This is a genomic window from Cryobacterium sp. (assembly GCF_026786305.1).
Taxonomy (GTDB): domain Bacteria; phylum Actinomycetota; class Actinomycetes; order Actinomycetales; family Microbacteriaceae; genus Cryobacterium.
Genome location: NZ_JAJAYI010000086.1, coordinates 19,228 through 34,638 on the forward strand (window position 1 = coordinate 19,228; position 15,411 = coordinate 34,638).

Below are 15,411 nucleotides of genomic sequence, written 5' to 3' on the forward strand. Positions count from 1 at the left end.
TTCCGCAACCGCCGCAAGCTGGGCGTGATGGATGCATATTCCGATCTGGGCATGCATCCTCGCGGCCACCGTGGGATTCTGCCCGGCTACGACCGCCTTTCGCTGACCTGCTTCCGCAACGCAGGCAAAGTTCTGGCGATACAGGGAGATTCCGAGAAGTTCGACTCGGTGTGCCGGCCCCAAAGCCAGGCCTCGAAGGATCGCTTTCGCCCTCGCCTTTTTGGAGCGCAAAAGATCTGCGCTCCGCGCGAATGGTCATGGCGCTTCGATCGAGCGGCCGCGACTTCGCGAGAGCCAGCGCAGCCTCAGTGCATTCTGAACCGCCACCTTTCGGGGTGAACGCCAAAACCCCACCCTGAAGCCGTTCGGCGCACTCCGTGACGAGGAGCTCATTCACCGCATCAAGCAGCACATCATCGGTCGGGAACAGGGCGCGGAATGCGTGCGGATGAAGCCCAATCTGCTCGCAGACACCGCTGATCAGCCGCTGGTTCACTCCACCACCGGTCGCGAGGGAGACTCTCGCCGCGACCGTGACCCTGCGCCTGGTGAATGAGCGCTACAGCGCGATCCTCGTCGCCGTACTCATATTAATGAACCGAAGCCGCTTCCTCTGCGATCGGCACCGATGCGCGCAGAAGATCAGCCGCCTTCTCGCCGATGATGATGGATGGAGCGTTCGTGTGCCCCCGGATGATCTCAGGCATGATAGACGCGTCGGCGATGCGAAGTCCCTGCACTCCGCGTACACGCAACTCCGGGTCGACCACCGATCCAGTATCCGATCCCATGCGAGCGGTGCTCGTCGGGTGGTAGAGGGTCTGCGAGAACTCATCGATAACCCTTGCATCTCGCTCGGCTGGCGCCTGTGCATCTGACCCGGCGGGTTGAATGAACTTGCCATCGCCCCGCGTGGACGCGAAGGCCGTGGCGGCAAGGATGCGCTCACACACGCCGAGGCCCGCGAGCAGTGTCGCGCGATCTTCCCCTTCCGGGTCTCCGAGATAGTTCGGATCGATCAGGGGCTTCGCGAGCGGATCGGCGGACGCGAGTCGCACGGTTCCGAGGCTCTTTGGCTGCAGCAGGATAGCGCCGACGCTGACGCCGTGCCTTGGGGCGGCCACAAGCCCCTCACCGATGTACGGCACGGCGGCGAAGAGCACCTCAATGTCAGGGAAGGCGAGGGACGGGTCGGTCTTGACGAACCCGTACGCCTCCGCAATGTTGGAGGTGAGCATACCGCGCTGCTGCGAGACGAAGTCGTTGAGCTGGTCTTCGGTCTCGGCGCCGAAGAGGGTGTCATCGTCGGTGTCGACAGCGAGTGCCGCGAACAGGTGATCGCGCATATTCGAACCGACCTCCGGTGCATCAACGAGAACGGTGATTCCGAGGGAGCAAAGGTGCGACGCATCGCCGATGCCCGACAGCATGAGAAGCTGCGGTGTGTTCACCGCCCCGCCGCTCAGCACGATCTCGCGGCGCGCGGAGACTGAGGTCGGGGTGCCCTCGCTGAGGTACTCGACACCGACCGCGCGGGTTCCCTCGAAGAGTACGCGAGTGACGTGGGCCCCGGTGCGAACAACCAGGTTGGAGCGCTCGGCTGCCGGCGCGAGGTAGGCGGCCGACGTGTTGTGGCGCATGCCGCCACGCTGGCTCACCATCGTCTGGCTGACCCCCTCAGGGTGTGCCGAATTCGGGGCGACGAGTGGCATGCCGGCCTCGACGGCAGCCTCGAGGAAGGTTGCGGTGTGCGACCGCGGACTGCGTTGGTGCGAAATCGAATTCGCTCCGTTCGTGCCCTGGTTGGGATCCGTGTTGCCCTCGACCGCCTCCGCCTTGAGGAAATACGGTAGGAGCGCCTCGTACGACCAGTCGGCACCGGCGAGCCTCGCCCAGTTGTCGTAATCGGCGGCGAATCCGCGCACCCACATCATGGCGTTGAGGGAGGATGAGCCGCCGAGCACCTTGCCACGTGGCCAGTAGACCGACCGCCCCTCGAGCTCGCCCTGCGGCTCGGTCTGGTAGTTCCAGTCGGCGTCGGACTTGAATAGCTTTGGGAATGCCGCCGGGATAGCGATCTCCTGCTTATCGTCGACACCGCCGGCTTCGAGCAACAAAACGGAGATGCTCGCATCTTCGGTGAGCCGAGCGGCGACAGCTGCTCCGGCCGATCCTGCGCCGACGACGACGTAGTCGAATTCTTCAGTGCTGCTACTCATACCAGCGCTCCTTTTGATCGCAGATCCTTGCGCAGGATCTTGCCCGACGCCGACTTCGGGATGAAGTCGATCATTTCCACCTGTCGAACCTTCTTATGCGGGGCCACTCGCTCGGCGACCCAAATCATGACGTCCTCCACCGTGATCGTTGCCTTCGGCTGCAGCCTCAGGAATGCTTTGGGCACCTCTTCACCATTGGCGTCGATCACGCCGATGACAGCGGCGTCGGCGATCTGGGGATGGCCCAGCAGCAACGCCTCGAGTTCCGCGGGTGCCACCTGGTACCCCTTGTACTTGATGAGCTCCTTCAGCCGGTCGACGACAGTCACGACCCCCTCGGCACTCACCGTCGCGATGTCGCCGGTGTGAAGGAATCCGTCGGCGTCGAGAGTCGCCCGGGTTGCCTCATCGTTGCCGAGGTAGCCCACCATGATGTTCGGGCCACGACACAGCAGTTCGCCGGGCTCACTCACACCCACCGTCGGGATCTCTATGTCGCCTCCGGTGAGCGGGTCGACGATGCGGCACTGCATGTTCGGCACCGTGAGACCGACCGAGTTCAGGGGGATGTCGGTTCGACCTCGAGGCATGGCGTGCGACACAGGGCTCATCTCGGTCATTCCGTAGCCCTGAAGAACCTCGCAGTTCAGTCGCTCGGCAACATCGCCACCGACGATGCCGTCCAGGGGCGCCGCCCCAGAGAACACCGTGCGAAGGCTCGACAGGTCAAATTCGGAGACCAGCGGATGCTTCGCCAGCGCGACCGCGATGGGAGGGGCGATGAAGACGTACGTGATGCGCTCGGACTGGATGAGGCCCAGGAAATCGGCCAGATCGAATCTCGCCATGGTCACCAGGGTCGTCCGTTGCGCGAGGGATATGTTGAGCAACACCGTCATGCCGTAGATGTGGAAGAACGGGAGCACAGCCAGAACGCGATCATCGGCCATCACCCCGACGAGGGGTGCCGACTGCGCGACATTCGCCACGAGGTTGCGGTGGGTGAGCATGACGCCCTTTGCTTTGCCCGTCGTTCCCGAACTGTAGGGCAGCACCGCCAAGTGCGTCGCCGGATCGAAACTGACATCGGGCGCGGGATGAGTCTCGCCGACCAGGTCGGCGAGACCCGTGCTCCCGTCGACCTCTCCGAGGCTGATGATGCTGTCAGCTGCCACACCGGCCAGTTTCCCGGCTTCCGCAGAGATGGGGAACAGGGTATCCGCTGCGATGATGGCCACCGCTTTCGAGTCGGTAAGCTGCGTCGCCATCTCGCCTGCCGTGGACAGCGCGTTGACCGTAGTCGCCGTCGCGCCAGCGCGAAGAATCCCGTGGAACGCCACGGCGAAAGCGGGTCGGTTCGGGGAATGCAACGCCACGACGCTGCCCACACCGATGCCACGAGCGGCGAGTGCTCCCGCTACGGCTTCGACCTGGCGCACCAGCGCGCCGTAGGTGGTGGTCTCACCGGTCGCCCCATCGGTGAGGGCGACGCGGTCGGCGGATGCGCGGTCGAGCGATCCGAAGAGGTAGTCAAATACGCTTAGATCTGGGATTTCGACGTCGGAAAAGGGACTGCTGAACACGGCGGCTCGCCTTCTTGCTCTGGATCATTGGTGGGAGAGCGTGCGGGATGACCTGGTGGTTAGGCCCGGAACGCCGCGAGGAAGATTGCGGGCATCTTCAGCCATGACGGCTTGGCCGCAAACCCGGCGAGACGACGTCCCGTAGTCGCGGCGGAACGCGCCTGCACGAACCATGGCGGCTTCGGGAAAAGAGTGAATTCTCCGTGCGCGAACGATCGCGGGAACGGCCGGAACGGGCCGCGGACGATCGTACGCTCGGGCCGATCGATGAGCAGGGCGTTGTGAACAGTTCCGATGCCGCTTTGCACATTGTCGATGGTGGCGCCGGGGAATGCACCCCACGATGCGGTTGCGGTGAGAAATCCGAGGCCGGTCCACGCGTTGATGGCGATCGTGCCGTAGCGCAGGCGTGCAATGGCGTCGAGGAACCCGGTCCCGAGCTGCCGGATGACCTTCGGTTCGACAATGAGGTTGGCGCCCAAGGTACCGACGAACTCGTCATTGGCGAGAGTGACAGCAGCGTCGAGGAAGGTCTGGCCTGTGCCAGGAACTTCGACAACACCCAGCACCGGGGAGAAATATTCCGTGGTGAGCACATTCGATGGGTCGTCTTCGGCTTGGACATCGATCAGCAGGCGGCAGCCGTCTTTACCCATGCGCTCGGCAGCCGGGTAGGCGGCTGATGCGGCGCTCATTCGACCATCGCTACCGGGATACCAGGCTGGGCGTTGAGCGGCCGCCGCAAATGCCCGTCGGAGTTCGGCGAGGAACGCTTTTTTCTGGGGCCAGTTGCTGCTGACCACAACCACCTGGCCGGCAATGCAGTTGTAACCACCATTGTGCAGGCGCTGGGTGACGACGTGCTCGGCCTGGTAGCGCAGATCACGCTTTGTCCATGCGCTCGGCACGATGATGATGGGCGACACTCCGCCGAGTTCGCTGGTGATGGGCTTCGCGAGCAACGGGCTGCCTGCTGCCTTGCGGCGCGCTGCATCCTCGCCCGTCCCCCAGACGATGGCATCGTGAGTTGCCGCACTCCCGGTGATGTGCACGTGAGCAATGCCATCGTGCTGCGTGAGATACGCCCCAACGTCTGCAGCGCCCTGTACGATGCGAAGCACCCCGAAGTCGATCAAGGGGGCGAGAGCCTTGTCGAAAACAGATTTCATTCCGGCCATGACCGGATTGAGCTTCAGCAGCACCGACCGGTTGTTTGCGACAATCTCGTAGATCACGTCGAGCGGCGGGATCGACGTGATGTTGCCGGCACCGAGAACGAGTCCCACTCCGCCCGACATCGTTGGCGTGAGCTCACCAAGTCCGGCGCTGGACCGCACCTCCCCGGCAGAGCGGCCCGGAGCCATCCAGACCTCAGCGCTGAATCCGTGCAGCAGCAACCACTCATGCCCGTTGGTAGGAAGCACCGGGATGGTGACGCGACCGCCGGGCGCCGTTCCGAACCGGCGTGTGGCGAGAGGGCTCGTCCCCGCAGCGAGTGCTGCGACGGAATGGGTGAGGGTACCTGCGCCCGAAAGGCACGCATAGGGGCCGGCGATCCATTCTTCCCCGACGAGCGGGGATGAAGGATCCAGTCCCTTGATAGCAGCGGCCGTCTCCGCCCATTCCTGGGCGGCCCCGGTCATTGCCGCGTGCACAGACCCAAGCAATCCGGCACGTTCGGAAAGTAAAGTCCTTGCCCAAAGCTTGGCACCCGAGGCCAACTCAATGATGGCCGCATCGAGAGCATCGCGCTGTTGCTGGTCGAGGGCCGGAATGGCCCGTGTCCTCGACGTCGGATCGGTGATGGTCATCAATCTCCCTTGATTGTTACCTGACAGCGCCTCGAATCCAGGGTTGCCGTGACCGCCCAGTCTGGACTCCGCTGTCGGCGATAGCGATAGGCCGCCGCCGCGACTTCGGCCGCCGGCGTTGTGCGGCTGCACAACCATTCGGCATAACCACCGGATTACACTGGGTGCATGAAAAGCAATGAAGCGCCGCAGAGTCTGCCGAGCCCGGATGCGATGGTGGAGGGCGCGCGGGAGATCTTCTCGGACATGATCGACTCGGTCGGCGAGTTGTCTGACAGCGTTGTTGCCCAGATTATCAACGGCGAGCACGATTACGCCGAGAGCGCCCTGGCCGCAGGTGTGCTCGAAGGTATTGTGCACGACAACCTTGAGGCGATCCTGCAATGCCTGCTCGGCATCAATGACTCGCTCGCCGCCCCACGGCACGCGGGCCGCGTGAAAGCCGAGCACGGTATCCCCATGGCGAGCCTGCTGCACGCATACCGGCTTGCCGGTCTGCACCTGTGGGACGCGATGATGGCGAAGGCGACGACACCCGAACACGCAACCGCGCTGCTCACCGCATCATCCGGAGTGTGGGGCATCATCGACCGGTACTCGAGCGCCGCCGCGGAGACGTACCGAGAGGTCGTCGACGAACGGGAGCGCAAAGACCAGCAGAGCAAGAACGTCATGCTGCTCACGATTCTGGAAGGCGAGTTCTCGGGCGACCCCGGTCGAGCGGTCCGCGCTCTTGGTCTTCCACACCAGGCAACCTTCGTCGTTCTTGCCGTCGAGATGCGGCACTCGGACGATGATCCGATTCCCGCTATCACCGACCGACTGCGAGGTATGGGCGTGAGCTCGGCATGGGCCCCATGGAAAGGTGAGTACCTGGGCCTGCTCGGAAGCGGGGCGGGTACGCACCCGTCCGCCGCAGCGCACGCACTTGCCGAATCCGTGAGTTCACGAATCGGGGTGAGCCTGCCGCTTGAATCTCTTCAGCACGCGCCTGCCGCGGTTCGGCAAGCGCTTCTCGCCATGCGCTGCATCGCCCCCGCCGCAGTGGGAGTGCATCTCTACGGCGCAGCCCCAATCGACACCATGCTCGTGTCTCAACCCGCATACGCTGCCGAACTCCGCGACGGCGTTCTCGGCGGACTGGCCGACCTTGAACCGGATGATGCCCGCGTGCTGCTCGACACGCTCGAAGGCTGGTTCGCCACCGACGGCTCGACCGCCGAGTGTGGCAAGCAACTTCATTGCCACCGAAATACAGTCCTGCACCGCTTGGGTCGGATAACCGAAATGACCGGCCGCTCCGTAGCGAAACCCGGCCAGGCCGCCGAACTCTTCATCGCACTTCGAGCGGTGCGACTGGCCGGCTTATGGGCAACCCCCGTGCGTGCGCCCCTGCGGGCAGCTCCGAGGAGCGCCTGAGGACGGCGACATTGGGTAGTCCCGAGAATACGGTTTAGTTCAGGTACGGTTTAGTTCAGGTGCCCTTAGATGGTTCCGCTTGTCCGAACTGGCGTGTCACGTGACAAGTGTGCCCCCAGGCAGATTCGAACTGCCGCCCCTGCCTCCGGAGGGCAGTGCTCTATCCCCTGAGCTATGGGGGCCAGGGTGTTTCAAGGTTAGCATCCTGGCCCGGCCGTCACGACCCACCGGCGGCATTCGCTACCCGAGGTGAGTGAGTACCGCCGACATGAGGCCTTCCGCGGCACCGGGCTCGTTGTAGAACGCCGGCGAACTCATGGTGACCCAGTACGTGCCGGTGAAGACCTGGGCCTGACCGCTGCCACCGGCGTAGGTGAAGAAACCGTCGACGGTCGGCGGGGTGCCGTAGGTCGGAACGGCTTGGCTGTCGGCATCCGCCTTCTGCTTGAGCGTGGTCATCAACACGTCGTTGGGTGCCACGACCGAGACCTCAATGAGTTCACCGCTCGACTGGTTCGACCAGCCGCAGGTCAGCCCGTTGTAGGTCTGTGCGGTCTCGGCCAGACCGCCGGCAGCTGGCGAGTAGTCGGGCGCGGTGCCGTAGTTCGGGTTGAAGTTGTAGACATCCTGCAGCGTGAGCAGCTGGTCACAGGTCTGCGCGATCGGCGCGCCGGTCGCTTCCGGCGTCGGCGACGGCGAGGGTGCAGCACTCTCGCTCGGGTCAGCGGATGCCCCGCTCGTCGCCGCTGCGGAATCCGACGGCGTTGGGGTGTCGCCACCACTGCACCCGGTCAACAGGAGGGCGAACAACGCGCCACCGGCGAGCACCAGGCCGGCTTGTCGGCGCGTGGTACGCGCGGCGGTACGCGCGGCGGTACGAACAAAAGAGGGGTAGACGCGTGTATCAGTCACGCGTTGACCTTACCAACAGGAGGGGGCCGGTACGATTGAGCAGTGACTCCTGCCGAACTCTCCCAGTCCCTTTTCGACCTCATCCGGGGCGTCAGCGAACGCCGACGCGAGGTTGACACGGTCGGGGTAGACCTCGGACTCACCCTCGCCGACGTCGCCGTCGAACGCCCGCGAAACCGCGACCACGGCGACTGGGCCTCGAGTATTGCGCTGAAGATCGCCAAACCCCTCGGTGCCAACCCGCGTGACATCGCGGCCGAACTGGCTGCTGGTCTCGAAGAGTTGACGGATGTCGCATCCGTTGAAATCGCCGGCCCCGGCTTCATCAATATTCGCCTCGAGGCGGCGGCGGCGGGCGCACTGGCCAAGACCATCGTCGACCAGGGCACAGTCTACGGCACCGGCCACCTGTATGACGGCCTCAACATTAACCTTGAATTCGTCTCGGCCAACCCCACCGGCCCGATTCACATGGGCGGCGTGCGCTGGGCCGCGGTCGGCGACAGCCTGGCCCGGGTGCTGCAGGCCGAGGGCGCCGATGTGACCCGCGAGTACTACTTCAACGACCACGGTTCGCAGATTGATCGTTTTGCCCGCAGCGTGCTCGCCAGCTACCTCGGTGACCCCACCCCCGAAGACGGTTACGGCGGAGGCTACATCGGCGATATCGCCGCCAACGTTCTCGCGACGTACGATGGCGACGTCGCCGCCCTCACGCGCGAGGAACAGCAAGAGGTGTTCCGTTCCATCGGCGTTGATCTCATGTTCACCGAGATCAAAGACAAGCTGCACGGCTTCGGCGTCGACTTCGACGTGTACTTTCACGAAGATTCCCTGCACGAATCCGGCGCCGTCGACCGCGCCATCGAGCGACTGCGCGAACAGGGCCACATCTTCGAAGCGGATGGCGCCATCTGGCTACGCACGACCACATTCGGTGATGATCGCGACCGGGTCATCATTCGCTCAAATGGTGAACCCGCTTACATCTCGGGCGACCTCGGTTACTACCTCGACAAGCGCGAGCGCGGATTCGACCAGTGCCTGATCATGCTCGGCGCCGACCACCATGGTTACGTCGGCCGCATGATGGCGATGGTTTCAGCCTTCGGCGATGAGCCCGGCGTGAACCTGCAGATTCTGATCGGCCAGATGGTCAACCTGCTCAAAGACGGCGAACCGGTGCGCATGTCCAAGCGGGCCGGCACCATTGTCACCCTCGATGACCTCGTCGACGCGGTCGGCGTCGACGCCGGCCGCTACGCCCTGGTGCGCTCGAACAGTGATTCGCAGCTCGACATCGACCTCGACCTGCTCGGCAAACGCACCAACGACAACCCCGTCTTCTACGTGCAGTACGCCCACGCCCGCACCTGCTCGGTTGCCCGCAACGCCGCCGCGAGCGGTGTCGAACGCACGGTCTTCGCCCCGGAATTGCTCGTGCACGACAGCGAATCCGCGCTCCTCGGCGTGCTGCAGGAGTTTCCCCGTGTCGTCGCCCAGGCTGCTGAACTACGCGAGCCGCACCGCGTGGCCCGCTACATCGAAGAGGTCGCCGGCTACTACCACCGCTGGTACGACAACTGTCGCGTCATTCCGCTCGGCGAGGAACCGGTCACCGACCTGCATCGCACCCGCCTGTGGCTCAACGACGCGACCGGCCAGGTGATCCGCAACGGCCTCGGCCTGCTCGGCGTCACTGCCCCGGAGCGCATGTAGCCATGGCGGGAACTAAACGTCGCGGCGTCGTTTCGCTGATCATCGTCGGCGTGATCGCAATTCTGCTCGTCGTCGCCTATTTTCTCGTCGACAACGGGGTGCGCGCGGTTGCGCAGGATCGCGCCGAAACCGAGATCAGCAACCGGATGCCCGCTTCCGTGACCGGCGACATCACCGTCACCATCGGCGGCACGTCCGTGATCGCACAGTTCATCGCCGGCAGCTTCGACCAGATCGAACTGACCGCGCCGAACCTGACGGTCGACGGCGTGCCGGCATCCGTTCACGTGATTGCCCACAACGTATCGACGAACACCGCAAAGGCCATCGGCTCACTCAACGCCACGCTCGACCTCGACCAGAACGCCCTCAACCAGCTCGTGCAGGCCTCTGGTACCGCCCCCGCTGACGCCGTAATGACCCTCGGAGACGGCACGGTGGCCTATACCGGCACGGTGCAGTTGTTCGATTTCAACGTCGGCTACAGCGCCACGGCCAGCGCCAGCGCCGCCGGCGATACGCTGAACTTCGCGCCCACCGAAGCCACCGTAACGAGCGGGGTCGGCGACATCGACGCAACCCCCCTCGTCGACCTGATCCTCCAGCGGGCGCCGATCGCAGTCTGCGTCGCGAGCTATCTTCCCAAGGGAGTTGAGCTGAGCGGCGTCGACATCTCGCCCACACGTGCACGCGTTAAGCTGGAGTCGAACAGTCTTATGCTCACCGCGCAGTCGCTGACCACCCTCGGCAGCTGCTCCCGCTAATTCGAACCTCGTGCGACAGTAGAATATGGCCAGGTACGCCCGGTCACCGGGTTGGCCTATTTTCCGGCTTCAGGGACCAATCCGGGTTCGCTCGCTGAGATTCCCCTTCGACTCTCGTGAGGTAGTTCCCGTGACACCTGATCCCCTTGAACGCACGCCCAATCCGCTGGCGCCCGCGTGGCTGCACCAGCCCGCCGACGCCAACGCGCTCGCGCCGGGTCTCTGGCCCACCTCGGCTGAGCGCACCAGCACCGGCGAACTCGTCTTCGGCGGGGTCAGCGCCGCGGCCCTCGCCGCCGAATTCGGCACGCCCCTCTATATTATCGACGAAGCGGATGCTCGCGCTCGGGCGGCAGAGCTGCTCGCCGAGTTCCAGGCCGAGTTCGCCCGCATCGGCACGAGCGCCAAGGTCTACTACGCCGGCAAGGCCTTTCTCTCGACCGAGGTCGTGCGCTGGATGATCGCCGCTGGCCTGAACATAGATGTGTGTAGCGGCGGAGAACTGGCCGTCGCGCTGGCCGGCGGCGCCGACCCGGCCCGGCTCGGTTTTCACGGCAACAACAAGTCCCTGGCCGAACTCGACCAGGCCACCCGGGTCGGTGTCGGCACGATCGTGATTGACAGCGAGGTCGAAATCGGCCGCGTCGCCGAAGCCGCTGCCCGCAACGGTCGGGTGCAGAACGTGCGCCTGCGCGTGAACAGCGGCGTGCACGCGCACACCCACGATTTTCTCGCCACCTCCCACGAAGACCAGAAATTCGGCATCGTACTCACGGACGCTCCGAGGCTGGTCGGGCTGATTCGCGCCGAAGCCGCACTCAACTTCGTCGGATTGCACTGCCACATTGGCTCGCAGATCTTCGGCGCCGAGGGATTCGCCGAGTCGGCCGCTCGGCTGTTGGACGTGCACGCCGAGCTGCTGGCCTCCGGCCCGGTACCCGAGCTGAACCTCGGCGGCGGCTTCGGCATCGCCTATACGAGTGCCGACGAGCCCACGCCGATACGCGAACTCGCCGTGGCCCTGGCAGACATCGTCGCCACCGAGTGCGCGCGACTGAACATTCCGCTGCCGGTCGTCGCGTTCGAACCCGGCCGCGTCATCATTGGTCCCGCCGGCGTGAGCCTGTACCGGGTCGGCACGACCAAGGCCGTCGACGTCTCGGGCGCCCCGCGGCTCTACGTCAGCGTCGATGGCGGAATGAGCGACAACGTGCGCCCGGCCCTCTACGGCGCCGACTATGCGGTGCGCCTCGCCGATCGCGCGTCGACCGCTCTTCCGGTGCTCGTGCGCATCGCCGGTAAACACTGTGAGAGCGGTGACATCGTCGTCGATTCCGACTACCTGCCCGGTGACGTGACTCCCGGCGATCTGCTCGCCGTACCCGCCACCGGCGCCTACTGCTGGGCGCTCTCCAACAACTACAACTATCAGGGCCGCGCGTCCGTCGTTGCCGTACTGAACGGATCAGCGCGCGTGCTCGTGCGCGGTGAAACGATCTTCGACCTGCTCGCGCGCGACACCGGGGCGGCGCCGTCTGGCCGCACCGACGTAGGAGAATCTTGAAGATCGAATACCGGAATCTGCGCGTCGCCCTCCTCGGTGGTGGATCCGTCGGTGCCCAGGTGGCCCGCCTACTACTGGAACAGGGCCCGGAGCTCGCCAACCGGGTCGGCGCCACCCTGGAACTGGTCGGCATCGCGGTTCGCGATGTGAACGCGGAACGCACCGTCGACCTGCCGCGCGAGCTGTTCACGACCGACGCCGCAGAACTCATTCTCGGCGCCGACATCGTCATTGAACTCATGGGAGGCATCGAGCCGGCCCGCAGCTACATTCTGCTCGCGATCAGTTCCGGAGCGGATGTCGTCACCGCGAACAAGGCGCTCCTGGCCCTGCACGGGCCTGAGCTGTTCGCGGCCGCCGACCAGGTCGGCGCTCAGCTCAACTACGAGGCCGCGGTTGCCGGGGCCATTCCCATCGTGCGCCCGCTGCGCGAAAGCTTCGCCGGCGACCAGATCAAGCGCATCCTGGGCATCGTCAACGGCACCACGAACTTCATCCTTGACCGCATGGATACGCAAGGGTCCAGTCTCGGCGACGCGTTGGCCGAGGCCACCGCGCTCGGTTACGCGGAGGCCGACCCAACCGCCGATATTGACGGCTATGACGCGGCGCAGAAGGCCGCCATTCTGGCCAGTCTGGCGTTTCACACGACGGTACCGCTGGCATCCGTTTATCGCGAGGGCATCACCTCTGTCACGCCGGCGCAGATCGAATCGGCCCGCAAGGCCGGCTACGTCGTGAAGCTGCTCGCGATCTGCGAACGCGTCACCGACGAGAACGGCGTCGACGGCGTCTCAGCGCGGGTCTACCCGGCGATGGTGCCGCGCAGTCATCCGCTCGCCGCCGTGCACGGCGCCAACAACGCCGTCTTCGTCGAGGCGGAATCCGCCGGCAGCCTCATGTTCTACGGAGCCGGAGCCGGAGGAGTCGAGACGGCCTCGGCCGTACTCGGCGACGTCGTCTCCATCGCGCGGCGTCACGTCGCCGGCGGGCCGGGAGTTGCTGCGTCCAGCCACGCCGCCCTGCCGGTCTTTGACATCGGCCGGGTCACCACCCGCTATGCGGTAACCCTCGAGGTCACCGACGAACCCGGCGTGCTCGCGACCATCGCGAGCGTGTTCGGCAAGCGCAAGGTGTCGCTCGCGCTCGTGGAACAGTCCATGACGCCGGCCGTGATCGGCACGGCGAGTCGTGCAGCCCGCTCGGCCACGGCTACCCTAGTGATCGGGACCCATGACGCAACGGAGGCCGCACTCGCCGCCACCGTGCAGGACCTGGCCACCAACAGTTTTGTCAGCGAAGTCGCATCCGTTTTGAGAGTTGAAGGAGTTTGATGTTTAGCCCAAGCGAGACCCGCACCAACCTGACCACGCCGGGCGCGATAGTCAGCCGCCAGTGGCGCGGGGTATTGAACGAATACTCCGACCGACTGAACATCTCGGCCGCGACCCCGATCATCACCCTCGGTGAGGGTGGAACGCCGCTCATTCCGGCCGCCGCACTCTCCGCGCGCACCGGCGCCAAGGTCTGGATCAAGTTCGAGGGTATGAATCCCACCGGGTCGTTCAAGGACCGCGGCATGACCATGGCCGTCTCCAAGGCCGTGGAAGACGGAGCGAAAGTCGTCATCTGCGCCTCAACCGGCAACACCAGCGCCTCCGCTGCCGCGTACGCCGCCCACGCCGGCATCACCGCCGCCGTGCTGGTGCCCGAGGGCAAGATTGCCATGGGCAAGCTCAGCCAGGCCGTCGCCCACAACGCGCAGCTGCTGCAGGTGCAGGGTAACTTTGATGACTGCCTCGACATCGCGCGCGAACTCGCCACCAATTACCCGGTGCACCTGGTCAACTCGGTCAACCCCGACCGCATCGAAGGCCAGAAGACCGCGGCATTTGAAGTCGTCGAAGTGCTCGGCGACGCCCCCGACTTTCAGTTCGTTCCGGTCGGCAATGCCGGCAACTACACCGCCTACTTTCGCGGCTACAGCGAAGAGGTCGCCCGCGGCGCCACCTCGAAGCTGCCGCGCATGTTCGGCTTTCAGGCCTCCGGCAGCGCCCCGATTGTTCTCGGCCACCGTGTCGACCACCCCGACACCATCGCCAGCGCCATCCGCATCGGCAATCCGGCGTCGTGGGACCTCGCGCTGAACGCACGTGAGCAGAGCGACGGCTACTTCGGTGCCATCACCGACGCGAAGATTCTTGAAGCCCATCGTATTCTCTCGGCCGAGGTCGGTATTTTCGTGGAACCGACATCCGCTATCGGAGTCGCCGGCCTGTTCGAGCGTGCCGAGGCCGGGTTTATTCCGAAGGGCTCGACCGTGGTCATCACGGTCACCGGTCACGGTCTGAAGGACCCGCAGTGGGCGCTGCGTACCGCCGACGGTTCCGACGTTGTGCCCACCATTGTTCCGGTCGACACCGCTGAAATCGCGAGCGTGCTTGGCCTGGCCAAGGCATGACCAGGCCCGTTTCGCTGATCGGCCGCGCGGTATCGGTGCAGGTGCCGGCCACGACGGCCAACCTCGGTCCCGGCTTCGACACTCTCGGTCTGGCGCTGGCCAAGTACGACAAGCTTGAGGTGACCGTGCGCAGCGAACCCGGCGTGTTCGTCGAGGTGCACGGCGTCGGTGCCGGTCTGGTACCCACCGACGAGAGCAACCTCGTCGTGCGGGCGATCATTCACACCTTCAAAGCCGTCGGTCAGCCCATGCCCGGGCTCAACATCGTCGCGTACAACGTCATTCCGCACGGGCGCGGCCTCGGCTCCTCCGGCGCAGCCATAGTGTCGGGCATCATGGCGGCGAAGGGACTGCTCGAGGGAATCGTTGACATCGACGCCGAAATGCTGCTCGTGCTCGCCACCGAGATGGAAGGTCACCCCGATAATGTCGCCCCGGCGCTGTTTGGCGGCCTGACCATTGCCTGGACCACCCCGGAGGGCCCGCGCCACAAAAAACTCATGGTGCATCGCGGTGTCAAGCCGCTCGTGGTCGTGCCCGCGCAGGAGATGTCCACCGCTCTCGCACGCAGTCTGCAGCCGGCCTCGGTGCCACATGAAGACGCCGTCTTCAACCTGTCGCGATCCGCGCTGCTGATCGCCGCGCTCATCCAGAGCCCGGAACTGCTGCTCGCCGCGACCGAAGACAAACTGCACCAGAGCTACCGCGCCGCCGCCATGCCGGAGACGAACAAACTCATCACCCTGCTGCGCGCCGCCGGCTTCGCGGCCGTCGTGTCCGGTGCCGGGCCATCGATTCTCGTGCTCGCGAGCGACCCTGGACAGCGCCTGGTCGCTGCCGAACTCGTCGCGAGCCAATCCGAGACCCCCTGGCGTGCCCTCATGCTCGCCGTTGATGTACAGGGTGCGACCGTGCATCCGCTCACCCAGGAGAACGCCGCGTAGCGAGCGTTCCGATCG

General features: G+C 65.1%; 11 protein-coding genes and 1 tRNA gene. 7 read left to right on the forward strand and 5 right to left on the reverse strand.

The features are described from left to right. Nucleotides 1-590 precede the first annotated feature (590 nt). Genes LH475_RS10895 through LH475_RS10905 form a run of 3 tightly spaced genes read right to left on the reverse strand, consistent with a single transcriptional unit; the run spans nucleotide 591 to nucleotide 5,613 of the window. Nucleotides 591-2,219 carry a GMC family oxidoreductase N-terminal domain-containing protein gene (locus LH475_RS10895; RefSeq protein WP_196845111.1) on the reverse strand — a complete coding sequence of 543 codons (1,629 nt, stop codon included), beginning with the start codon at nucleotides 2,217-2,219 and terminating at the stop codon, nucleotides 591-593. Then, nucleotides 2,216-3,802: an AMP-binding protein gene (locus tag LH475_RS10900; protein ID WP_196845112.1), complete on the reverse strand. Its 1,587-nt coding sequence runs from the start codon at nucleotides 3,800-3,802 to the stop codon at nucleotides 2,216-2,218. The genes LH475_RS10895 and LH475_RS10900 overlap by 4 nt, the downstream gene beginning before the upstream one ends. 59 nt (nucleotides 3,803-3,861) lie before the next feature. Next, nucleotides 3,862-5,613 (reverse strand): aldehyde dehydrogenase family protein, encoded by a 1,752-nt coding sequence (locus LH475_RS10905; RefSeq protein WP_196845113.1) that lies wholly within the window; start codon nucleotides 5,611-5,613, stop codon nucleotides 3,862-3,864. A 168-nt stretch (nucleotides 5,614-5,781) separates the two neighbouring features. On the opposite strand from LH475_RS10905, the gene LH475_RS10910 reads away from it, so the two are divergent. Next, entirely contained in the window at nucleotides 5,782-7,032 is a 1,251-nt protein-coding gene (locus LH475_RS10910) for a helix-turn-helix domain-containing protein (RefSeq protein ID WP_196845114.1), read from the forward strand. A gap of 110 nt (nucleotides 7,033-7,142) precedes the next feature. Here LH475_RS10910 and LH475_RS10915 read toward each other — a convergent pair. Then, nucleotides 7,143-7,214, reverse strand: a tRNA-Arg gene (locus tag LH475_RS10915). Between the two features lie 58 nt (nucleotides 7,215-7,272). After that, nucleotides 7,273-7,944 carry an iron ABC transporter ATP-binding protein gene (locus tag LH475_RS10920; RefSeq protein WP_297414009.1) on the reverse strand — a complete coding sequence of 224 codons (672 nt, stop codon included), beginning with the start codon at nucleotides 7,942-7,944 and terminating at the stop codon, nucleotides 7,273-7,275. A gap of 42 nt (nucleotides 7,945-7,986) precedes the next feature. Between LH475_RS10920 and argS the strand changes: the two genes are divergently transcribed. The 6 genes from argS (at nucleotide 7,987) to thrB (ending at nucleotide 15,396) form a co-directional block, all read left to right on the forward strand. After that, nucleotides 7,987-9,663: an arginine--tRNA ligase gene (gene argS / locus LH475_RS10925; protein ID WP_297414011.1), complete on the forward strand. Its 1,677-nt coding sequence runs from the start codon at nucleotides 7,987-7,989 to the stop codon at nucleotides 9,661-9,663. Nucleotides 9,664-9,665: 2 nt separating this feature from the next. Then, entirely contained in the window at nucleotides 9,666-10,427 is a 762-nt protein-coding gene (locus LH475_RS10930; RefSeq protein ID WP_196845117.1) for a DUF2993 domain-containing protein, read from the forward strand. Between the two features lie 130 nt (nucleotides 10,428-10,557). Next, entirely contained in the window at nucleotides 10,558-11,991 is a 1,434-nt protein-coding gene (lysA, locus tag LH475_RS10935; protein ID WP_297414013.1) for a diaminopimelate decarboxylase, read from the forward strand. Next, nucleotides 11,988-13,325 (forward strand): homoserine dehydrogenase, encoded by a 1,338-nt coding sequence (locus LH475_RS10940; RefSeq protein WP_297414014.1) that lies wholly within the window; start codon nucleotides 11,988-11,990, stop codon nucleotides 13,323-13,325. The genes lysA and LH475_RS10940 overlap by 4 nt, the downstream gene beginning before the upstream one ends. Further along, the gene (gene thrC / locus LH475_RS10945; protein ID WP_196845119.1) at nucleotides 13,325-14,452 is read left to right on the forward strand and encodes a threonine synthase; all 1,128 of its coding nucleotides are present in this window, start codon (nucleotides 13,325-13,327) and stop codon (nucleotides 14,450-14,452) included. Before LH475_RS10940 ends, thrC begins: the two co-directional genes overlap by 1 nt. Then, nucleotides 14,449-15,396 (forward strand): homoserine kinase, encoded by a 948-nt coding sequence (thrB, locus tag LH475_RS10950; protein ID WP_196845120.1) that lies wholly within the window; start codon nucleotides 14,449-14,451, stop codon nucleotides 15,394-15,396. The genes thrC and thrB overlap by 4 nt, the downstream gene beginning before the upstream one ends. The last annotated feature ends 15 nt before the right edge of the window (nucleotides 15,397-15,411 follow it).